Below are 21,754 nucleotides of genomic sequence, written 5' to 3'. Positions count from 1 at the left end.
GCAGCACATCAGTAATTGACAGGCTGCGCATTCCGATTAGAACGTATAATTCAGGCGTGCATAGTAGTAACCGCCGTTAATCCCAAATGGTGAAAAGCTCGGGTAAACCGTCACTGCTGCATTATCCAAAGCTGCACGTTGTGCTGCTAATAACTCCGAACTGATCTTGTTTGGGTATTGATTGAAGAGGTTGTTTGCACCTAGTGTCACAGTGACTGATTTGGTGACTTTGTTAGAGACTTCTAAGTCGGTAATGATCTTCGGTTTGATTTTAGTCTCATAATAGGCACTGCCATCTTCGCTACCGAATTCTGATGATGCACCATAGAATGATTCACGTAGATTGATTGACCAAGGACCGACTTTCCATAGGGCTCCGAAATTGACACGGGATTTAGGTGAAGCGGTTTCGAGGTCAGAGATAGCCACTTTGTCGAGTAGTGTTTGCGGCAGAAGTTGGCTAGGGGCTTGGTTGATTTTTGTGACATCAACTTGGTTGTAGTTTCCTGCCAATGACCAGTCTACGCGACCATAGTCGCCATAGTCGCTTGAGTAGGTGAAGACAAGTTCTGCACCCCGATTACGCGTGTTCACTGCGTTTGAGAAAATATTAATCCCTGTCTGAGTGACCGTTGGATCTAGTGCATTACCATTGGCGAGGATGGCAGCAGTAACGGCAGGAGAGTTGATGGCACCGCCGGAACCATAGAGTGCACCACTACCTACGATGCGGTCACGGATATTGATCTGATAAGCATCTAGGGTGATGGTGGCTTTAGGGATTGGCTTAAAGACAAAACCAAAACTATAGTTCTGTGATTTCTCCGCTTTTAGACCATTAACACCAACCAATGCTGCACCAGGTGAATTTGGGGCAAGTTGCACAAAAGCAGAAGTTGGGGAGACGTTGGTTGCTGAGTAGTATTCTTCAGCCAATGTTGGGGCGCGGAAACCATTACTGATGGTACTGCGGAAGGCAATTTCTGGCGTGAAGTCATAGCGCCCTGTGATTTTACCGATTCGAGCACTGCCAAAGTCACTATAGTTTTCATAGCGCCCTGCGATATCCAGTTTCAACTTGTCGATCGGGGAGCCAGAGACATCAACATACAGCGATTTATTATTGCGACTATGATCGCCAGCGTCAGTCAATAAGAAGCCAGGATAGGATTGGGAGCCCTCTTTATAGCGCGAACCAGGATCACCCGCACCGATTTCATAGCCATCTCTACGGTATTCTGCCCCAAAAGCCACGTTGACTGGCGTTTTAAAGCCTACATCAAATTCACGACTTAAATCCAAGTTGGTCGTCCATTGGGTCGCTGTAAACTCACCGGCATGGAAATCAAGAGGTGTTGATCCTGTATCGTTATACAAAGAAACGTTACCACTATCGGCAACGCCAATAGACGATTTGTCACGGCCATAAGTCGTGCTTAAGTCCCAGTTCCATGCATCCAGAATTTTTCCTTTAATTCCTGTCGTCACGCCGAAGTCTTTTTCACTGATAGTTTCTTTAGGGCTGAAACCAAGCGGGTAGATGTCTGGCAGACGGTTCGGCATGCGATAATTTTCGAATGCATTCGCGGTTTTTTCGCCATAGGTTGCAAAGCTGTAGAGCTCGGTGTCGTTGCCGAAATCATAGCCAGCATTGACTGAGAAGATATTCAGATGATAAGCAGCATCACCAGAGATGTGATTCACATAAGGATAATCACCAGCACTGGTTAGCATGGGCATTTTATTTAAGTTAGTGTTATCGATGACACGTGGATCAATGCCACCGCGATCACTACGGCCATGAAATTTAGTTTCAGCCGTGACGTTGACATAACTGGCGTCATTAGGTGCAAAGCCAGCATTGACTGAGGCATCTCCAGTTCTACCGCCACCATCAAAGTATTGCCCGCCTGTGGTTGAGAAGCTGCCCCCTGATGTATCTTTTTTAAGGATGATGTTCACAACGCCGGCAATCGCATCGGTTCCGTATTGAGCTGCCGCCCCATCTTGTAATACTTCGATATGATCAATTGCAGAGACGGGGATAAAGTTTAAGTCCGCTGCGGCACCACCCTGATAAGGTCCACCAAGTACGGCTAAGTTTGAGGTGGTATGGCGACGCTTGCCATTGATCAGGACCAAGGTGTCGTTGGGGCTTAGACCTCTTAATCGTGCCGAAAGCGTTAGGTTAGCGGTATCCCCCCCAAAAGCTTGTGCCGTGAAAGAAGGCATATTTTGCGCCATGGCCTGAATCAGATCGGGCTGTCCAGTGCGCTTTAAGGTATTGGAATCCAATACCTGAATTGGTGAAGCACTATCAACGGCTTTTAAGCCACCACTACGGCGAGTACCTGTGACGATCATTGCATCTACTTTATCAGGTGCTGTAGCAACTTTGACTACAGGGGGTGTCGTGGTGGATGTCTCGGGTGCGGCTGTTGCTGCTGTATCTGTGGGCGTGTCAGCCATCGCTGTGCCGGACTGTAGCGCCAAGAGGAGTACGCCGCCTGATACAAAAAATTGCAGAGGCACAGATTTACCTTTTTTAAACAGATTAGGATTGCTCATTTGTGCCTGAGTAATCGCTTGAGATAACTTGGAGCGTATTGGTAAGCGTGAGTGTTTAGAGAAACTACGAATGATCGTTAACATGGGTATAACTCCTATGAGTCCTATAAGCTTTATGAAATCGAAGATGCAAGACGCCATAACCCGCAGCATTCAATGCTTTGCATGCGGATTGGTTTTAGAACAGGTACTTTTAGAGGTGAAGCAGACGCAGGTCTGGCGCCTTATTTCTTAGATTTTTTGGGTGGGGGTGTGACAACCTTCGCCGCAGTCATTTCGATTTCGAGTAATCCGCCGGGCATGGGCAATGCAGCGACTTGTAGTGCTGTACGCACGGGTTTGTTCGGTTGATCTGTACTACCGAAATATTGGCTATAGGCAGCGTTAAGGCCGTTGAAGTCCATTTTACCGTCTAACTTTGGATCGCCGACGAGGAAAACGTTGACCTTCACAACATCACTTAAGGTCAGTCCTTCGTTTGCTAGAAGTTTTTCAATCTTTTTGATAATGGAGGTGGCTTGGGTCTGCGTGTCACCGTATGCCTCTATTGAACCTTTAGGGGCGTCTGGATTGCTCACATCTGCCAGCGTTCCGCTGATAAAGGTGATCTTAGTGTTTGCTGGAATGCTGACTGCAAGTGAAATCGGGAAAGTTGAGTTAGGAATACCGGTCCGCTTAATTTCATCAGCATGAGTAACTGTCGCGGCAAATTGTATTGCCAACAACATGAAGCCTGTCATGAAACCCGAAGAGAGTGGAAATAAACGCATACAAAAATGGCTCCAATGTTCAGTTAGTCAATTAACGTGGAAACAACAGAAAACCGCTTGAAACTTACCTTCTTACCTCTATTTGTAAATAAAGCAATATGTGTGCCAAAATTGATATTAAATAAATTTTAACTATTATTGTGATGCAATTATTTGTATTATTTAGATAAGTTATGTTTTATTTTGTCTGAGTGGTTGGGAAAGTTTGAGAAAGCAATTGGATAAATTGGCATGAAAAATAACTTCTGAGCGAAGTGTACTGATTATTGTGCGTCCAATAGAGTGGCATGTTTTTTTATAGTGCAATAGGATTGTCATAAAGCATCATGCAATAACCCCCACTGTCATTGAATCCAGCGAAAACCGATATCTTCGCTGGAACATTGCATTTATTTTTTTGATTGTACTTCTGCGATAATTTGATCAAATACACCATTATCTGCAAAGTGAGTGGCTTGAGTTTTGGTCCAGCCGCCAAATTCGTCATTGATGGTAAATAGCTTTAACTTTGGAAACTTGCTGGCATATTTTGCTGCAACTTTGGGATCAATGGGACGATAGAAGTTTTTAGCGGCGATTTCCTGTCCTTCAGGGGAGTACAAGTGATTTAAGTATTCTGTCGCCACTTTGCGTGTGCCATGTTTGTCGACATTTTTATCCACGAGTGCAACAGGTGGCTCGGCCAGAATAGAAGTGGGCGGCGTAATGATGTCTACTTTATCTGGCCCAAGTTCTTTGACTGCAAGATATGCTTCATTTTCCCAAGTAATTAAAACGTCACCAATACCACGTTCTAAGAAAGTCGTGGTTGAACCGCGTGCGCCTGAGTCAAGTACTTTCACATTGCCATATACTTTTTTCACAAACTCGCGTGCACTGGCATCGGTGCCGCCTGGAAGCTTTTTCGCATAGCCCCAAGCCGCCAGATAGTTCCAACGAGCGCCTCCAGATGTTTTGGGGTTAGGGGTAATCACTTCGACACCTGGCTTGGTCAAGTCATTCCAATCTTTAATGCCCTTAGGGTTACCTTTGCGAACGAGAAACACAATTGTTGAGGTATAAGGCGTAGAACCATGTTGAAATTTCTTTTGCCAATCTTTGGTCAGTAACCCTTGATCCGCAATTGCATCGATGTCATAGGCCAGTGCGAGAGTTACAACATCTGCTTCCAAACCATCAATCACAGAACGGGCTTGTTTGCCTGAGCCGCCATGGGAAGCTTTGACGGTGACATCTTCACCGGTTTTGTTTTTCCAGTATTTAGAGAATACGCTATTGTATTCTTGATATAACTCGCGGGTAGGGTCATAAGAGACATTGAGAATGCTGGTTTCAGCCCAAGTGACGCTGCTCATTGCCAAACCCAGTGTCGCGACAAGGATGGCCAAACGATTTTTTTTCATGTTGAAACACTCAAATGTAGACGTTGGAGCCGCAGAGACTAGCGACTATATTATGAACAATGAAATAAAATAAAGTGCATAAGTTATTGATGAAATAGAAAAAGTAAAAATCAACAGTTCAGTGTTTAGAAGTCATCACGAAGAGAGTCAGGATTGTTTAAAAAACAACAAAAAAGGAAGCATTTTAGAGGGCTTATTTGATTAGCTAGCACATAATAACGGCTAGATGAGATAAAAATAGATAAGGTTTACATGAACATATTCTGAATCTGAAGTCTGTATGCCCTTGATTATTGAATAAATGGCATGCGGTATGCATTTTTAATAACAATCGTTCTATTCAATTATGTTTAAGGATCATTTATGCCAAACGATCATTTAACTCGAAAAACAGTGTCAGACTTTCCTCCTGAAGTACTTGAGCTGTTTGATCGCTATGTTCATGGCGGCATTAGTCGACGCAGTTTTTTAGAAAAAGCTGGAAAGTATGCGCTTGCAGGTGCAACAGCGACGGGGTATTTGGCTGCTTTAAGTCCAAACTTTGCACTGGCTCAGCAAGTTGCTGAAGATGATGTGCGCATCAAAACGTCTTTTGAGGAGTTTCCATCGCCCAATGGTTATGGCAAGTTACGTGGTTATCTTGCAAAACCCGCAAAAGCTTCAATTCAAAAGCGACCTACAGTGCTTGTCGTTCATGAAAATCGAGGTCTAAATCCTCATATTGAAGATATTACCCGCAGGCTTGCATTGGCCAATTTTATTGCTTTTGCACCTGATGCCTTATTTCCTTTAGGGGGCTATCCGGGCGATGAAGATAAAGCGCGTGAGTTATTTCCAAAATTAGATCAGTCTAAAACAAAAGAGGACTTCCTTGCTGCTGCTGATGTACTAAAGAAACTCCCTGATGGCAATGGGCGTGTGGGCGTGGTGGGTTTTTGTTATGGTGGCGGGATTGCAAACTTCTTGGCAACACGAATTAGTGATTTAGGTGCAGCAGTTCCTTTTTATGGGGCGCAACCTACGGCAGAAGATGCCGCTAAGATTAAAAGCCCTTTGCTTTTGCATTATGCAGGTCAAGATGAGCGTATTAATGCTGGATGGCCAGCCTATGAGACGGCACTGAAAGCTGCGCATGTCAAATATGAGGCTTACATTTACCCTGATGTACAACATGGCTTTAATAATGACACTACGCCAAGATTTGATGAGACTGCTGCAAAGTTGGCTTGGGATCGAACCATTGCATTCTTTGAAAAAAACTTACGAACCTGACTTGGGCAATCAATCAATTTAATGACGTGATTGGTTGTTTTCAAACAGCGCTGCATGGTATCCCTCCGTATTTCTACCGAGGGATTTTTTACGTCCAGAATAGTATCAAACCGAGCGCTTATATTAATCCATCATCGTTGCTGATAAAGCATCACATCCATTGAGTGGGAATGTTGAGTATTAAACATTCTTTGTTGCATCCCAAACATCAGTATGCATTCGATTCTTATCACACTTGGTGATATAGAAGAATATTCAATATAAATTTATGTTAAGTAATTTTAAATCAAATATTTAGTTTATCCATTTGAATCCAATATTGCAGCCGTGATCTCGAAAACCAAGCTGGCACAACGCATGCAACGTTGGAGTACGTATCGCAAAAATAACCAGTCAACTTTTGACGGTCTTTTCATTTTGCGAAGTAGTTTTTGATTGCGCCATGACTTAATTTTGAGAGCATTGCTATGAATAAATTTTCCCCTATTGTTTTATCTGTATTAATCAGTGTTGCTACAGGCCATGTTTTTGCTGCAGATGCCGAAGCTGCAAAACCGCAACAACCTGCTGAACATGCATACACTGCAAAATCACCGAAACTCAATCGTGCCCAGATCGATGCACTGCTTGCTCAACCCGAGAAGTTGGTTATCGTTGATGTTCGTCGCCCAGATGAATTATCCAGTGTTGGTGCTTTCCCTGCCTATTTAAACATTCAAGCTAAAGATTTGGAAAATCGTCTGGCTTATATCCCTAAAGACCGTTCGGTTGTCACGGTATCCAATCATGCGGGACGTGCAGGCCCAGCGGCAGACTTTTTAGCGAGCAAAGGTTTCAGAGTCGCTGGCGCAATTGGCGTGCAGGATTATGAAGCTGAAGGCGGTACTTTGATCAAAGTGACTAAGCCAGAACCCAAGCCATCTGCTGATGCAGGTGCGAAGGCTGCGCAATAATTTTATTAAAGCCGATCGCTTAAAAAAGATGGGTGAGGCGGGCCTTAAACTTAAAAAAGAGGCCTGCCAGATCACTTCAACGTATAACGATTAACTATGTGAATAAAGCCATGTCTCAGCTTATTGAATATGCTCAACGTATCGAAGATTCACAGCTTGCTACAGCATTGCATGAGTCTCTGTATGCTTTTCCTCTACTTGAAGGTACCCATCTTCTTGGTCTTGCTTTGTCCGTTGGACTTTTGGCAATCATCGATTTGCGATTATTAGGGCTCATTTTGACAGATATCCCTAAAGAGCAATTGTTAAAGCAATTAAGACCATGGTTACTATGGGGATTCGTGGGGGCCTTTCTGACAGGTATTGTTCTGTTGGCGTCAGAAGCTGCAAGCATTCTATCGAGTCCACCTTTTGCATTTAAGTTGCTCTTCATTCTTTTAGCTGGCATCAACGCGGTGATTTTTGAGTTTAAAACGGTTAGGGCTTGGATATTTAAAGGGACGGATAGTGTAGCGCGAGATAAATGGGCTGGCGGAATTTCTTTAGGGCTATGGTCTCTCGTGATTATCTCGGGGCGCTTAATTCCTTATTTTATTCCACATGGTTGATTGAAGCAGGAGTAAATCATTATGAGTGCCTTGGATATCGTTCATGCCTACGAGAAAAGCCCGTTAGGCCAGTTTTTTATCAGTATTGATAATGTATGGGTCATTATTTTTCAGATTGTTCATGTTTTCAGTATCTTGACGGTCTTGACAGCAATCATTGTATTGGCTTTCCATGCTTTGGGGTTGTTACCCATTGGGGAGAGTAACGAGCGCCTTGGGAAGCTATTTTTTAAGGTGACATGGATTGGCGTTATTGGTGCAATTATCAGTGGCAGCTTATTGTTTTTGACGAGTGCAACGCACTATTTTACCAATCGTGCTTTTCCGATTAAATTGATTTTATTGGCAATTGCAATTGTCGTGCAGTTTGTCATTTTTAAACGTTTTTTTCTGCGCCAGCCGTCTTATTTCATTTCAACCAAAGTGGTTGCCGTGCTTTCAGTTTTTCTTTGGTTTGCGACGGGCTTTGCGGGCCGTGCGATTGGATTTGTATGAGGGCTAATATGAAAAAGACAGCAGTTGCATTACTTGCACTTTTTACCTTATGGCCGCTCAGTGCTTGTCAGAAGAAGCCACAGTCTAACGCTCAAACATCCTCTGAGCTCCCCCAACCCGTAGCTAGCGTTCATGATTTGATGCTGACGATTGTGGATCCTACAGCGGATAGTCTATGGGATTCAGTCGGCACAATTGTGACCAAGGCTGGTATCGAGGAGCGTCGACCCAAAAATGATGCTGAGTGGGAGGTTTTACGTCAAAAGGCAATCTTATTAACCGAATCTGCGAATCTACTGGCGCTCAAGGGGCGGCGAGTGGTTAACCCGGGTCAGATCACAAGCGATACAGGCATCGAAGGTGTACTTGGTCCAGAAGGGATTCAAAAAGAGGTTGATGCTCATTTTGATCAATTCAGGGATAAGGCTTTGGCATTCCAGTTGGCATCCATCAAAACACTAAGGGCAATTGAAAAAAAGGATCCCGAAGAGTTTGTTAATGTCGGTGGTCAACTTGAGCGTGCTTGTGAAGGGTGCCATGTTGCTTTCTGGTATCCACCTTCAGCAAAAACGAAACAATAAATGACCAAGCAACTAAACAATAATTACAGTGACAGAGATTCTCTATTTCTACCCATTTGTTTAGCAAAGTTTTAGTCCACCAATCCATTTAGGAGTTTTGGTAAAGCATGAAATATTATTCATTGTGTTTGGCAAGTTTGTTACCGATAGCGGTATCTTGTTCTGCGGCAGATGCCATAAGTGCTCCAGCACCAAGTCCGGCTCCAACAGCAGTTCAGGCTCAACTGGCAGCCCGCGGTCCGTCCCTGACGCTAGCACTTGAAGCTGCGCAGAAAGCGATTGATACCTGTCAGGCACTCGATCAAAAAATATCTGTGAGCGTGCTTGATTCAGGTTCTTTCCTTAAAGTTTTACTTGCCTCGGATGGTGCATCATCACGTGGTGTACAGTCCAGCCAAAATAAAGCAATTACAGCACTGGCTTTTGGAGCATCATCTTCAAAAGTAGCCGATTTGGTCAAAACAGATAGCAAATTGAGTGAGAAGTTGGCGGCAAACCCTAACTTCAATACCCGTGCTGGAGCGGTCTTGATTAAGATTGGTGATGAGGTTATTGGCGCGATTGGTGTTGGGGGGGCGCGAGGCAGTGAAAAGGATGAAGCCTGTGCGATAGCGGGTTTAAATGCAATTCAGAGCCGAGTGAAGTAAGTTTCTAAGTCGAGTTACAGGATGTGCGCAAGATGAAGGGCGGCATAGATCCTTGCTTGCCCTTTCGTTATATCTCCTTTCTTCAAGTCCTGCGTATTTTGAATCCTCTTGCTATTTCGGCCGGAGGATTTTTTGTTGTGAGGCATCATTATTTTGATAACGAAATATGTTCTATTTATGAGTGCATTAAACTGATTTTGTTTATATTTTGTCGTTATTAAGTAGTGTCCATAACTCAACATTAAACCCTCTTTTTTTGCTGAATTATCAACATAAAAATACGCCTAATCTCATCATTTACTATTGAAAATTATTTCCTTTTTAAGTTTTAAAATTATATTTATTTGATTTAATTAATATTATTTATTTTTTGACACACTAATTTATTAAAAAGGATTCGATTAAAGCACTGGCATAGGCTTTGCTCCGTAGGCATATCCCGCGTAATTTTTAAACACTTGCTGAGGGAGTGTTTATTGTCGATTACGCCATAGGTTCGCCACTCTCAAGGAGATAAGCCATGTTTACCCGATCACCTGACCATATCTTTAACAGGTCTTTTGTTAAATCCGTTGCAGTCGCTACAATTCTATTTGCGATTGCAGGTTCGCAGTCTGCATCTGCTCATCATGCCTTCGCGGCAGAATATGATGGTAAACAACCCATTCATCTCACCGGTGTAGTGACCAAAGCCCAGTGGGTCAATCCACACAGTTGGCTATATGCTGATGTTAAAGATGCTGATGGCAAAGTCACGAACTGGGGATTTGAGTTCGGTGCGCCATTTTCTTTGAAAGAAAAAGGATTAAACAAGACGACTCTTCCTGTTGGCACTGTCGTGGTCGTGGATGGATTCCGTGCAAAGAGCGGACAAAATTATGCCTATGCTTCAACCGTCACTTTAGCAGATGGCCGCGTGTTTCAAACCGGTGGAGCGGGTGATGCGCCGACAACCGCAGGTGCAAAACAATGATGAATAGACAGCCTCATTTAGCGATAAAGACATCATTTGGTAGCACACTAAAAAATAGTTTGATCGTTAGTGTTCTCCTTTCATTGGGTAGCTTTGCTTTGCCTATTCATGGCTATGCGGCGGAAAAACTTGCGAGTCGGGCGTTAAGTCCAACATTAATTCCTAGACTTGCAAACGGCAAACCTGATTTTTCTGGAATTTGGCAAACAACCAGTGCTGCGGAATATGACTTGGAGCCTCATTCGACACGTAAAGATGCCCCGCCCAGTGCAGGAGTCATTGAAGGTCATGGCACGATTCCATACTTGCCAGCTGCGCTTGAAGAACGAAAAAAGAACTTTGAAGCGCGTGGAACTGATGATCCTCGTTTGAAGTGTTTTACCTTGGGTGTGCCTCGAGGAACTTATTATCCCGAACCTTTTCAAATATTTCAGCGCAAGCAGGATCTGACCATCCTTTATCAATTCGGTGATTCCGTACGCACAGTTTATACCAATGATACGAATCATCCCGACGATGTCGATGCAAATGATTGGTGGTTGGGTGACTCTCGTGGGCACTATGAAGGTGATACGTTGGTGGTTGACGTCAAAGATTTTAACGACCAGACATGGCTAGATCGTTCTGGAAATTTCCACAGTGATGCCCTGCATGTTGTTGAGCGTTGGAAGTTCATTGATGCAAATACGATTGAATATAAAGCAACTTTGGATGATGCCAAAGTCTATAGCCGTCCTTGGTCTCTCAGCGTCATTCTCCATCGCCACCGTGAGAAGGACTTCCAGTTGATCGAAAACTACTGCTATACGCTCGATTACGACCAGTACTACCCATTTCCCAAGCAGTGATCAATCCACGCGATGGTTCAATAATTGAAAGACAAATGAAGTGAGGAATTCATGAAAAAAATGAAGAGCCTAAAGCAGAAATGCTTGGTGGCAAGTACGTTGGTCCTTATTCCGCTAGCCGTCAGTGCTGCTGAAGACGGCCAAGCCGCATCTGTTGTTGTAGCCAAACCAGTTGTTTCGTCAGAGTCAAAGCCAAAAGCTGAAGGCGATAGCATCCGCTGGGAGAAAAAGTATGTCAATGTCCCAGAGGGGCGGTGGACAGGTCCGCGTCTAGCAGATGGGCAGCCTGATGTGCAGGGACATTGGTCCAATACAGTTTCAAACCATGCTAATTTTACTGATCCACAAGGCGGAATTCCAGGTGATCCACAAGGCCACCCGCCTAAGGGGACTCGTGCTGATCGTGCACCAAGTCGTGTAAGTGATCCTGCTGATGGAGAGATCCCTTATCAGCCGTGGGCACGTGCAAAGCAGCAAGAGTTTTTGCAATATTTCTTTAATGCTATTAAGCCTGAGTATATTGAGCCATTGGCACGATGTGCACCCGCAGGTGTGCCCAAGTCTTTTTACTGGCACGGTTATGAGATTCGTCAGTATCCAGGTTATGTGGTCTTTCTATTTAGCTCCGGAACACGTGTGATCCACTTAGATGGTAAGCCACACTTACCCGAAAATATTAAGTTGTGGAATGCGGATTCGCGTGGGCATTGGGAGGGCAATACGCTGGTTGTTGATGTGACGAATAACAATGGTAAAGCGCGTTTTAGTCGTACTGGAGATTTCTCCAGTGAAAATGTCCATATTCAAGAAAAGTATATTTTTGCCAATGATGGTAGCCGTTATACCTATCAAGCCTTGGTGACTGATCCTACGGTTTATACCCGGCCTTGGACAGTAACTATTCCAGCACGTCGCTATACCGCGAAGGATAAGCCAAATGGCTGGCACTTTGAGGTTTTGCTGAATACACGTGATGCCAAAGGAGGAGAACCGATCATTGAGCGCGATGAGCGGATCTGCGTTGAAAACAATGGTGGCTTTGGGCAAGGCGTAAAACACTAAATGAATGATTTGTCACTCCATGAGACCGGCACTTAAAGGTATTGGTTTTATTGGGTGACATTCTTCAAGTATTTCAAAATTTCTTTCGATACACCAATTGTTAATAAATATCAGTCTATGACTTGATAAAGTTTTATAAAAAAGGGGGACTTCGTGAATACAAAACATCTTATTGCTGTTTTTTGTGCACTTGTTGTTGCTGGGACTGTTTATGCGGAGAGTCGACCTGAAGAGATTATTAAATCAAGACAGGCTGCTTATGCTTTTCTCGGATGGAATAGCGCCAAAATCAGAGCAGCGCTTGATCCATCAGGGACATTTAATAAAGAAGACGTGATCAAATCAGCCAATGCAATTCAAGCGATTGCAAACTCTGGTTTAGGGGCTTTATATGTTAAAGGAACCGATCAAGGGACTGGCTTTCATGAGACCAAGCTCAAAGCTGAAGCCTTTGATCCTGCCTATGCCAGTAAATTAGCCGAAGTAGCAGGGAACTTTAATAAGGAAGCCAATACGCTAGCCGTAGTTGCTGCAACTGGAAATAAAGAGGCAATTAAAGATCAGTATTCCAAGCTATCGGCAACTTGCAAAGGGTGTCACGATAATTTTAGAGCAAAGAATAACTAAGCGTTGATAGAAGAGAGGGTCTGTACACTCTCTTCTATCTGAGTTGAATTAGAAATTTGGTGTTGAGGTGATAGCTAACGGTTGAGGCTTAGAAATCCAAGAACCGGTCATGATGTAGGTCACGAATATTGCAATAGAGATTGATAGGATTAATGCAATAGCTCTGCCGAGATATTTTTTATCTATTGATTCAGAAAGGCTTTTTCCTCCAGTAATCATCGGCCTGAGAATGGGATGTTTTTTGATCCAGACATGAATGCTAATCGCGATTAAATGTACGATGATCCAACCGATGATCAGATACTCTAGGAATCGATGGACATGGGTTAAACGGTCGCTGATTTCTTTATTGATGAGTTGAGCCAGTGGACCAAAGAATGTGCTGTCATCATTTGCAAATAGCCCTGTAGCGACTTGTATAGTTAGTATGCTAAGCAACAACAATATAGCAAGTGCTCCGAGGGGATTATGTCCCTCAGCTGTCCATTTCCCTTGTATGTAAAGTTTTAAGCGTGTGGGCGTCGGGAAAAAAGCCGTGAATCGAGAATGCCTAGCTCCAATGATCCCCCACACCAATCTAAATACCAATAATCCGCCAATGGCGATGCCGAATTGACGATGTAAATCCATCGCATTGAGTTTTTCACTGATAAATACCCCGATGATCGCAATGACAAGTAGCCAGTGAAATAAGCGTGTGGGTAAATCCCATATTTGTTTGGATTTCAATTTTATGTCCCCCTACCCCAAAAATGATTTTAATTAAAATATTGAAGCGCATTCTATAGAATTCATGGTTTAGTTATTTATAGCCTCTATAAATTATTTTTATATGATAAACAGAAAAAAATATATTAATATTTTACGATCTTTAGATGTTTTAAAAGTGTACAAAAAACATCAAGGGTAATATTTTTTGTTGATTTAAGTTCATCTATATAATTTATATACAAGTTATTAAAATTAATCTATAAATTATCTCTTAATTTACAATGATTTATTTTTGTCTATGAATTTATTTTTTTATGTAAATATTGGTACGCAGGTTGCAATAATTCTTGAATAAATTATTATTGTGGAGTTATTTTGTCGTGAAAACTTATGTTAATGAATTTTTACCGGGAAAGAGTAAGAAGGTATCGTCTTTTAATTATAAGCCAATTACCTTTGCGGTGTTGGCAACATTATTCCAGCTTTCAGCAAGTCAAATATCCTATGCCGCAGATGATTCGGTCGTAGCTGATTTAAAGTCTCAAATTGAGCAACTAAAGAAGGAGCTTGCTGCAAGCCAACAAAAGAACAATCCTCAGACAGATTTGGCTGCATCAAATACAAATGTTCCAGCATCATCGCCTGATCAGCAAGTCAAAAAAGAGGAAGAAGAGGCACAAAAAATTGATGGCGTTGTGGTCACGGGTAAGCGTCAGCGTAAACAGAAAGTCTTGCTCGAGAACCTTAAGGATGTTCCTAAATCGGTCTCCATTGTTTCGGGTGAGGAGTTGGATCATTTGGGTGCTAATAATATTACTGAGGTCCTTAGACGAGTGGGTAATGTCAACTTTAACTATGGTAACCCTCGAACGGGTAGTCTGACTTTACGGGGGATTACAACGGGTTCAAGTGATCAAATTGACCCAACGATTGGTACCGTACTCGATGGCGTAAGCCTAGGGTATACCCCGTTGGTTAATGGCTATGTCTTTACTGATATCGATACGGTTGATGTGACCCGGGGACCTCAAGGGACACAAGGGGGAAAGCCCTCAAATATTGGCCGAATTACGTTTAATACCAAAGCACCGACATTCACACCAGAAGCTAATTTTGCTTTGACCTATGGTGAGTGGAACCGATTGATCACCTCTGCTGTGGTGGGTGGCCCGGTGATTGACGATCTTTTGGCTTGGCGGGGAACTTTTCAGCGTGAACAGGGCGACGGCGCATATGGGAATACCTTCCCCGATTTGAAAGGGCGAGCAAGTTATCAAAACGTTGATCGCACTTTTGGCCGAGTGCAATTTTTACTGACACCAACCGATGATTTTACTGCGAAGCTGAGCCTTGAAAATCAGCCTAAAGGCAGTGAGTTCGTCAATGGTTTAACCGTAAAACATCCTGAGCCTACCGTATTTAGTGATGGCGTAGCGCGTCCAGTGGCTTCAGTAGATACGACTTATAAGAAGTATCTGCGACCTTGGTTTAATACAGATCCGACGTTATGGAGTACCACGCGTGATTACTATAACAACCCTGTGGATGTCGATAATAACGGTGCCATCATTACTGGGTCGAAAGGTGCAACGCTTAATTTAAATTGGCATGTCGCGGGCCATGACCTGCAATCCATTACAGGCTATCGGAGCCATTGGTTTAGTGCAGCAAATGATGAAGGAACACCTTTTGATATTACCAAGAGCGGGGGGTATATTACGGATTATTCGCAGATTAGCCAAGAGTTTCGTATATCTTCGGAAAAAGGAAAGTTTGTTGATTACCTCGCTGGATTATATTTCTTAAATACGGATAACGATTCGATTAGCCGTACGCGTTATGGCAATGATGCTGGTGCATTCCAAGCGAGTGATGCGTTATATAACAGCCTTGCAGCAACTGGTTCAGGCCAGACGATTCTGAAAGACTCATTGAATTTTGCTTATAAAGGCACGCAAACTTATGTCAAAAATAAGAGTGCGGCTTTATTTGCGCAAGCCGATTGGCATTTAAGCGATCCTTTAACTTTGAATACTGGCGTCCGTTTTTCTCATGAGGATCGTGAAACATCCCAAGGCGTGCTTTTACTGGATCCGGGTGTAGGCAGTGATTTCACGACTGCTTTTGGGAATAGCTCAAGTACCAAAGCCATTGCCAAAGGGGGCGCTGCAGCTGCTGATCGGCTTGCTGCACGATATTTCGGGTCGACTTGGGCCAACTTAAGTACGGCGCAGCAGAATCAGTTACTTTCTGGAGCTCAGGTTCGTAACGGTACACTAACACCTGCATCACTTTACCCTGTGACGGATGCGCCAGCTTGGGAAGGCAATATTAAAAGCTGGAATGCTAGTTTAACGAATAAATTTAATGATACGGTCTCAGCCTATGGCACTTTACAGTACGGAGAGAAAGGAGGGATGTCTCAGTTTGCGGTCAATGGGACGACGTCCACGGTTGATAAAGAGCAGACCAACGGTTATGAATTGGGCTTACGTCTAAATTTATTGAATAATACGTTGACCATCAATTCGGACATTTTTCTGAATGATATTAAGAATTTCCAAACGACAGTCAATATTCCTGATCCGATCGGAACAGCAGCATTCTTAGCGAGTAATCCTAATGTACCACTTGCCGATGCGCAGCAGTTTCAGAGCGTAGTTGGAAACTTGCCTAGGGTGCGGGTCAAGGGGCTTGAAGTTGATGCGGCGTACACGGGATTACAGAATCTAACGCTAAGTTTATCGGCTGCGTATAACGATGCGTACTATTCTAAAGATACATACTTGGCTAAGCCCAATGAAGTGGATAGCACAGGAAAAGTCTTTCAAAAGTACTATAACGCGAAAGGTAGTGTGCTAAGCAATGCCCCCAAATTCACTGCAAATTTGGCTGCAGATTATAAAGTGTCGGTCTTTGGGGATAAAGTTTTTCATACCAGTGCAGATTATAAATTTACCAGTAGTTATGCGACCAGCCCTTCATCCTACGATGTTTATGATGCGTATGGGTTGCTAGATATGGGCGTCGGTATTGGACGAAAAGATGGGTTATTTGATGTCTCGGTTGTCGTGAAGAACCTACTCAACACAAGCTACCATACCGATGGTTGGAATACTTACACGCCTAATATTCCCCGTTGGTTTGGGGTGACCTTTAAATCCAAGCTCTAAAGGGCTTGAATAACGATTAGAACGGTATTATTCCTATCAATTACTGGTCGAAGATAAGTCCCTTTTAGAGAGATACTAAAAGGGACTTTCTTGTGCTTATCGCTATACGAAGATGGTTCTATAGCTAATATTTTCGCTATACCAACTGTTGTAGATCAAACATTTTGATATGTAACACTGTGTAAATCACAACATTTAGATTTGATCAAAAGTCTGAAAATTCTTTTATTTGACTGCTCAGTAGATTTTTTACTTAACTAAGTGTTTATAAAATAATAATATAAATTTCATGTAGATAAAGTTTTAAGAGTGGCATACCCGTTGCAATCCATAGGCTTATCCCGTTTTCATAAGCCATTAGGATTTACGATGTTTTCCAACGATCAAACTTTACATAAACGTTTTCAGCGCAATTTATTATCTTCTGCAGTCATGCTTGCTAGTTTATCCATGGGAGTTCCTGGGTTGAGTTTTGGAGCAGAAGGGGATGTTGCTCCAGCGAGTAATAATACACAGTCTCAAAACAGTATCAGTATCACGCCAGATGCCGATACATCTCAACAGATTGAATCTGTTGTTGTGACTTCTCGTAATCGTGAAGAACTTGCACAAAATATACCCGTACCTGTTTCGGTGATTGGGAGTAAACAGCTTGATCGAGATGGCATCGTAAGCGTCGATGATTTGACTCGTAAAGCGCCAGGACTCACTGCAACTACACCGAATGCACGCCGTACGGGGATTTCCATTCGGGGGATAGGAAAGGCCAGTGGGAATGACAATATGGAGGCTGCAGTCGGCGTGATTGTCGACAATGTCTTCTTATCTCATGTGGGGATGTCTTATCAAGATTTCACCGATCTGGATCGTGTTGAAGTTTTACGTGGACCACAAGGAACGTTGCTGGGCAAGAACACGACGATGGGTGCGATCAACTATGTCAGTAAGTTACCCAGCTTTAAACCGCAAGGCTCATTTGAGGTTGAAGGAGGCTTGAATAAAGAGGCACTTAAACTGAAGGCATCAAGATCCGATGCTTTGATTGATGATGTTTTAGCATATCGTGCCTCCGTATTTGTTGATCAGCAGCAGGGCGATTTAAAAAATATTAGCCCTTTGGGGGGTAATGTCCATGAGAAAAATCGCTTCGGTGGTCGCTTACAGTTTTTATGGAAGCCAACTGAAAATTTGAATATCCGACTGAATTTGGATGAAGCGCAAAGCAAAGAATACAGCAACACCAAGCCATTTATGATTGATCCGCTGACTTTTGCGGATGGATCGTCTCGCACGGCATCCAATAAACTGACCTATACCTCTCGATTAGCACGTGATTATTTTGGCGGTTATGTGCCAGTAGTCGGTGATCGGTCTTGGAATGAAATCGATGTCGCGCAGCTTCGACCATTGATCACCAATAACAGTGGCGAGTCTTTGACGATTGATTGGGATCTAGGTGATTTGACCCTCACGTCCATTACAGCAGGGCGTAAGCTGCATTTTGATGCGAACAATGACAGTGATCAAACTAAATTTGATATAAATCAGGGTGGTACATTAGTTGATCACGAACAATTCTCTCAAGAGTTCCGCTTAACCTCTGCCCCAAGTAAAGTGCTGGATTATCAGGTGGGCTTGTATTACTTGCATGACTCAACTGAATCGACATCTCGTACATTATTTGGTCAAGATGCAGGTGCATTTTATGCGTCGAATAGCCAATACAGTTCACTGAAGTCGAATAAATATTTACTCAGTTCATCTCTTAATCAAGTGTATTCCACCACGCTGACGACTCCACAAACGGATAGCGTTGCCGCTTTTGGACAGGCCAATTGGCATTTGAATGATAAGGCAACATTGACCTTTGGTTTGCGTGATACCAATGAAAAGAAGAGTAGTGATAGCCAAAAAAATGCCAGTTTCTATGATGGATCCGCACTGGTTTCAACAGGGAATGCTGCTGCTGATGCAATTCGTGCATCACAGCTTGGTACTGTTTATGGCTTAGTTCATGGGCAAGATATCAACAATAACTCTGTCTCTTGGTTGTTGAGTCCGAGCTATCAGCTTGATAAAGATGTTTTGCTATACGCTTCAGCCTCATCAGGTCAGAAATCAGGCTCAGTTCAATTTAAGTCGAATGGCACACCGTTGAACGTCGACCCTGAAAAATCCTTGGATTTTGAACTGGGTGTCAAAAGCTTACTTTTGGACAAACGCTTGTTGCTAAACGTCAATTTGTATCAAACCACGGTGAAAGATTATCAAGCGACAACCAGTATTTTGGATTCTACGTCATCGACAGGTTATAGCTCTGTGCTCGGGAATATTCCTGAAATTCGTGCACGTGGTGTAGAAGTTGAAGGAAGTTACGCTGCATCGCATGACCTTAATTTGAACTTCTCTCTTGCTTATAACGATGCGATTTACTCTGATTGGTCTACCGCAACGTGCCCTGCTGAAATCGTCAGTGTGGCTGTCTGTAATAACACTGGTAAACAAGTTGTCGGGGCTCCGAAAGTCACGGGTGTGGTTGGAGCAGATTACCAGACTCATTTGGGCTTTGGTGGTTTGAGCTTCCATAGTTATGTCAATGCCGTTGCGCGTACGTCCCAAAATCTGGAGTCACAACTATCTATATATGGTCGTCAAGCGGGTTATACCTTGGTTGATGGTGGAATCGGTGTGGTTGGCAATTACAACAAAAATAAATTCGAAGTTGATCTGATCGCTAAGAATTTATTTGATACCAAATATACGACGAGTATCAATGGCTTCAGTAATTCCTCTCCTGTTGGTTATGACGGCATCGGCGCGCGTCGTTATATCGGACTAGTGTTTAAAACTAAATATTAATTAAACAAACCTGTGTCGGCAGTGGTCGTGGGGGAATGCTCATTGCTGACATTTTTATTTTTTTTCTACATTAGGTAATTAAATTGATGGCTACAAGATTGAAGCTCTCGGCACTGACGATTGCACTTTGGGCATTGAACAGTTTTGCTGTTGCTGATGATAATGCAGTATCCCAGATCACTGTCACTGGGTCACATTATAAAAATGGGGTAGGTACGTCTGATGCGGCATCGCAAGGCGTGATTAATGGTTATCTACTCACCGATATTCCGATTCTTAGACCTGGCGAGGTCTTAGAAAGTGTTCCTGGTATGGTGGTGTCTCAGCACTCGGGTGATGGCAAAGCTAATCAGTATTTTTTAAGGGGTTATAACTTAGATCATGGGACTGACTTTGCGACGAGCATCGATAGCGTTCCAGTCAACATTCCAACCAATGCCCATGGGCAGGGCTATACCGATATTAATTATTTGATTCCTGAACTGGTACAGCGCATAGATTATCGCAAAGGTCCTTATTTTGCAGAAAATGGGGATTTTTCATCTGCTGGCTCTGCCAATATTAAGTATCGCAACAGTCTAGATCACAATATTCTTGATTTAACCGAGGGTGCTGATAATTATCGTCGGGCATTATTAGCGGGATCGACACATCTATCCGCTAATCAAAGTGGTCCAACGGTGCTGGGAGGGCTTGAGCTATTACAAAATGACGGTCCCTGGGAGTCTCCTGAAAAACTTCATAAAATTAATGGATTGCTTAAGCTGAGCGATGGGGATGCCAGTCAGGGATGGTCAATTGATGGGGTCGGTTATAAGGCACATTGGCACTCTACGGATCAGGTGCCTCTAGAGTTGATTGAGTCTGGACAGATCGGACGCTATGCGGCATTAGATGATAGTGATGGCGGTGACTCAACACGCGCCATCTTATCGGGAGAGTGGCATCGTGATGATGAACAGGGGTATAGCAAAGTATCTGCATTTGCCCAGCGTTATCACCTACAGTTATGGTCGAATTTCACCTTCTTTGAATCAAACCCGATTCAAGGGGATCAATTTGAGCAGTTTGAAACACGTAATTATTATGGCGGACAGCTTGTCCAAGGGTGGAAACAAAGCCTATTTGGCTTGCCTTCAACGACTGAGGCCGGTTTACAACTTCGTTATGATACAACGCATGTCGGTTTAGCTAATACCGACAAGCGTATTCGAACAAGCCTTGTCACAGATGATCAGATCAATGAGACCTTGCTAGGTGCTTATCTGCAAAATACCACGCAGTGGACACCGTGGTTTAAGTTTGTCATCGGTGGACGTCAAGATCGTCTGCAATTGAATCGTGATTCACATACCAACGCACTTAATAGTGGCGATGCCACAGGGACTAAGTTTTCGCCAAAACTGTCTTTAATTTTTGGGCCATGGCAGAAAACAGAACTGTTTTTAAATTATGGCAAAGGGATACATAGTAATGATGCGCGTGGCGTGATTAATCAGGTGGATGCGAGAACAGGTGAGCCAGTCGAGTCGGTTCCGGCATTGGTCGGCAGTACAGGGAGGGAGATTGGGCTGCGTACTGAGATCATCGATGGTTTGCAGAGTTCTGTTGCGGTTTGGGGATTAGATAGTGATTCAGAGTTGGTGTATGTTTCAGAAGCAGGTACAACAGAACCTAATGGTGCAAGTAAACGCTATGGTATCGAGTGGAATAATCACATGATTGTGAATAAGTGGTTATTGATAGATGCCGATTTTGCGTGGACACATGCACGTTATGCTGATAAAGATGCTAATGGAGACATCGGTAATTTAATTCCGAATGCAGTCAGTAAAGTGGGTCTGCTACGGGCAACATTACGTAATCAAGGCGGTTGGTCAACGAGCCTCGAAACACGTTATATCGGTGGTTATCCCTTATCACAAGATGGTGAACTGAAGACCCCTTCAAGCACGATTACCAATTTGCGGGTACAGCGTGAGCTGACGCCACGATTGTCATTATCTGTAGATATCTTGAACCTGTTTAACCGTAAATATTATGACATTGCCTATCAGCAAGACTATCAAGTTACTCCAACAAGCCCAGTAGTTCCGAGTGGCATTACGGTTCATCCTGGAGAGCCACGTGAACTCCGGGCCACACTGCATATGAAATTTTAATCTAAGTTATTGTTTTAACCTGATCACATGGTATGACTGGAG

Annotated in this window: 17 protein-coding genes; 13 read left to right on the top strand and 4 right to left on the bottom strand. The window is 43.3% G+C overall.

Annotated features, from left to right (window positions below; genetic code table 11):
- Nucleotides 1-36: 36 nt before the first annotated feature.
- From ACLHG7_RS13475 to ACLHG7_RS13465, 3 genes are all read right to left on the bottom strand, one after another.
- Entirely contained in the window at nt 37-2,652 is a 2,616-nt protein-coding gene (locus ACLHG7_RS13475) for a TonB-dependent receptor plug domain-containing protein (RefSeq protein WP_410211504.1), read from the bottom strand.
- 140 nt (nt 2,653-2,792) lie between these two features.
- Nucleotides 2,793-3,338 (bottom strand): RidA family protein, encoded by a 546-nt coding sequence (locus tag ACLHG7_RS13470; RefSeq protein ID WP_410211503.1) that lies wholly within the window; start codon nt 3,336-3,338, stop codon nt 2,793-2,795.
- A gap of 389 nt (nt 3,339-3,727) precedes the next feature.
- Complete coding sequence (locus ACLHG7_RS13465; protein WP_410211502.1) at nt 3,728-4,741, bottom strand: sulfate ABC transporter substrate-binding protein; 1,014 nt, start codon at nt 4,739-4,741, stop codon at nt 3,728-3,730.
- 363 nt (nt 4,742-5,104) lie between these two features.
- Between ACLHG7_RS13465 and ACLHG7_RS13460 the strand changes: the two genes are divergently transcribed.
- The 10 genes from ACLHG7_RS13460 to ACLHG7_RS13415 all read left to right on the top strand — a co-directional run bounded on the left by ACLHG7_RS13460 (nt 5,105) and on the right by ACLHG7_RS13415 (nt 12,807).
- On the top strand, nt 5,105-6,013 hold the full coding sequence (locus tag ACLHG7_RS13460; protein ID WP_410211501.1) for a dienelactone hydrolase family protein: 909 nt from the start codon (nt 5,105-5,107) through the stop codon (nt 6,011-6,013).
- 467 nt (nt 6,014-6,480) lie between these two features.
- Nucleotides 6,481-6,966, top strand: a complete 486-nt coding sequence (locus ACLHG7_RS13455) for a rhodanese-like domain-containing protein (RefSeq protein ID WP_410211500.1) — start codon at nt 6,481-6,483, stop codon at nt 6,964-6,966.
- A 110-nt stretch (nt 6,967-7,076) separates the two neighbouring features.
- Nucleotides 7,077-7,574, top strand: a complete 498-nt coding sequence (locus tag ACLHG7_RS13450; RefSeq protein ID WP_410211499.1) for a DUF6644 family protein — start codon at nt 7,077-7,079, stop codon at nt 7,572-7,574.
- 21 nt (nt 7,575-7,595) lie between these two features.
- Nucleotides 7,596-8,069 (top strand): hypothetical protein, encoded by a 474-nt coding sequence (locus tag ACLHG7_RS13445; RefSeq protein ID WP_410211498.1) that lies wholly within the window; start codon nt 7,596-7,598, stop codon nt 8,067-8,069.
- An 8-nt stretch (nt 8,070-8,077) separates the two neighbouring features.
- The gene (locus ACLHG7_RS13440) at nt 8,078-8,650 is read left to right on the top strand and encodes a hypothetical protein (RefSeq protein WP_410211497.1); all 573 of its coding nucleotides are present in this window, start codon (nt 8,078-8,080) and stop codon (nt 8,648-8,650) included.
- 107 nt (nt 8,651-8,757) lie between these two features.
- On the top strand, nt 8,758-9,297 hold the full coding sequence (locus ACLHG7_RS13435; protein ID WP_410211496.1) for a GlcG/HbpS family heme-binding protein: 540 nt from the start codon (nt 8,758-8,760) through the stop codon (nt 9,295-9,297).
- A 520-nt stretch (nt 9,298-9,817) separates the two neighbouring features.
- A complete protein-coding gene (locus ACLHG7_RS13430) occupies nt 9,818-10,270 on the top strand; it encodes a DUF6152 family protein (protein ID WP_410211495.1) in 453 nt (150 codons plus the stop codon).
- Nucleotides 10,267-11,118, top strand: coding sequence for a hypothetical protein (locus ACLHG7_RS13425; protein ID WP_410211494.1), 852 nt, complete (start codon nt 10,267-10,269; stop codon nt 11,116-11,118). Before ACLHG7_RS13430 ends, ACLHG7_RS13425 begins: the two co-directional genes overlap by 4 nt.
- A 51-nt stretch (nt 11,119-11,169) precedes the next feature.
- Nucleotides 11,170-12,180 (top strand): hypothetical protein, encoded by a 1,011-nt coding sequence (locus ACLHG7_RS13420; RefSeq protein ID WP_410211493.1) that lies wholly within the window; start codon nt 11,170-11,172, stop codon nt 12,178-12,180.
- A 153-nt stretch (nt 12,181-12,333) separates the two neighbouring features.
- Nucleotides 12,334-12,807 (top strand): c-type cytochrome, encoded by a 474-nt coding sequence (locus ACLHG7_RS13415; protein WP_410211492.1) that lies wholly within the window; start codon nt 12,334-12,336, stop codon nt 12,805-12,807.
- A 48-nt stretch (nt 12,808-12,855) separates the two neighbouring features.
- Here the strand turns inward: ACLHG7_RS13415 and ACLHG7_RS13410 are convergent, their stop codons facing one another.
- Nucleotides 12,856-13,536, bottom strand: coding sequence for a cytochrome b/b6 domain-containing protein (locus tag ACLHG7_RS13410; protein WP_410211491.1), 681 nt, complete (start codon nt 13,534-13,536; stop codon nt 12,856-12,858).
- A gap of 362 nt (nt 13,537-13,898) precedes the next feature.
- Between ACLHG7_RS13410 and ACLHG7_RS13405 the strand changes: the two genes are divergently transcribed.
- The 3 genes from ACLHG7_RS13405 (at nt 13,899) to ACLHG7_RS13395 (ending at nt 21,712) form a co-directional block, all read left to right on the top strand.
- Nucleotides 13,899-16,691, top strand: coding sequence for a TonB-dependent receptor (locus ACLHG7_RS13405; RefSeq protein ID WP_410211490.1), 2,793 nt, complete (start codon nt 13,899-13,901; stop codon nt 16,689-16,691).
- A gap of 369 nt (nt 16,692-17,060) precedes the next feature.
- Nucleotides 17,061-19,550 (top strand): TonB-dependent receptor, encoded by a 2,490-nt coding sequence (locus ACLHG7_RS13400; RefSeq protein ID WP_410211489.1) that lies wholly within the window; start codon nt 17,061-17,063, stop codon nt 19,548-19,550.
- An 86-nt stretch (nt 19,551-19,636) separates the two neighbouring features.
- Nucleotides 19,637-21,712 carry a TonB-dependent receptor gene (locus ACLHG7_RS13395; RefSeq protein WP_410211488.1) on the top strand — a complete coding sequence of 692 codons (2,076 nt, stop codon included), beginning with the start codon at nt 19,637-19,639 and terminating at the stop codon, nt 21,710-21,712.
- The last annotated feature ends 42 nt before the right edge of the window (nt 21,713-21,754 follow it).

Origin of the sequence: Aquirhabdus sp. (assembly GCF_046462495.1) — a bacterium.
GTDB lineage: Bacteria > Pseudomonadota > Gammaproteobacteria > Pseudomonadales > Moraxellaceae > Aquirhabdus.
The sequence above is the reverse complement of the archived record's forward strand: the minus strand, read 5'-3'. Positions and strand labels throughout refer to the sequence as shown.

Coding starts and splice junctions, on each gene's coding strand:
- ACLHG7_RS13475 (WP_410211504.1), bottom strand. CDS start 2,652: ATGTTAACGATCATTCGTAGTTTCTCTAAACACTCACGCTTACCAATA.
- ACLHG7_RS13470 (WP_410211503.1), bottom strand. CDS start 3,338: ATGCGTTTATTTCCACTCTCTTCGGGTTTCATGACAGGCTTCATGTTG.
- ACLHG7_RS13465 (WP_410211502.1), bottom strand. CDS start 4,741: ATGAAAAAAAATCGTTTGGCCATCCTTGTCGCGACACTGGGTTTGGCA.
- ACLHG7_RS13460 (WP_410211501.1), top strand. CDS start 5,105: ATGCCAAACGATCATTTAACTCGAAAAACAGTGTCAGACTTTCCTCCT.
- ACLHG7_RS13455 (WP_410211500.1), top strand. CDS start 6,481: ATGAATAAATTTTCCCCTATTGTTTTATCTGTATTAATCAGTGTTGCT.
- ACLHG7_RS13450 (WP_410211499.1), top strand. CDS start 7,077: ATGTCTCAGCTTATTGAATATGCTCAACGTATCGAAGATTCACAGCTT.
- ACLHG7_RS13445 (WP_410211498.1), top strand. CDS start 7,596: ATGAGTGCCTTGGATATCGTTCATGCCTACGAGAAAAGCCCGTTAGGC.
- ACLHG7_RS13440 (WP_410211497.1), top strand. CDS start 8,078: ATGAAAAAGACAGCAGTTGCATTACTTGCACTTTTTACCTTATGGCCG.
- ACLHG7_RS13435 (WP_410211496.1), top strand. CDS start 8,758: ATGAAATATTATTCATTGTGTTTGGCAAGTTTGTTACCGATAGCGGTA.
- ACLHG7_RS13430 (WP_410211495.1), top strand. CDS start 9,818: ATGTTTACCCGATCACCTGACCATATCTTTAACAGGTCTTTTGTTAAA.
- ACLHG7_RS13425 (WP_410211494.1), top strand. CDS start 10,267: ATGATGAATAGACAGCCTCATTTAGCGATAAAGACATCATTTGGTAGC.
- ACLHG7_RS13420 (WP_410211493.1), top strand. CDS start 11,170: ATGAAAAAAATGAAGAGCCTAAAGCAGAAATGCTTGGTGGCAAGTACG.
- ACLHG7_RS13400 (WP_410211489.1), top strand. CDS start 17,061: ATGTTTTCCAACGATCAAACTTTACATAAACGTTTTCAGCGCAATTTA.
- ACLHG7_RS13395 (WP_410211488.1), top strand. CDS start 19,637: ATGGCTACAAGATTGAAGCTCTCGGCACTGACGATTGCACTTTGGGCA.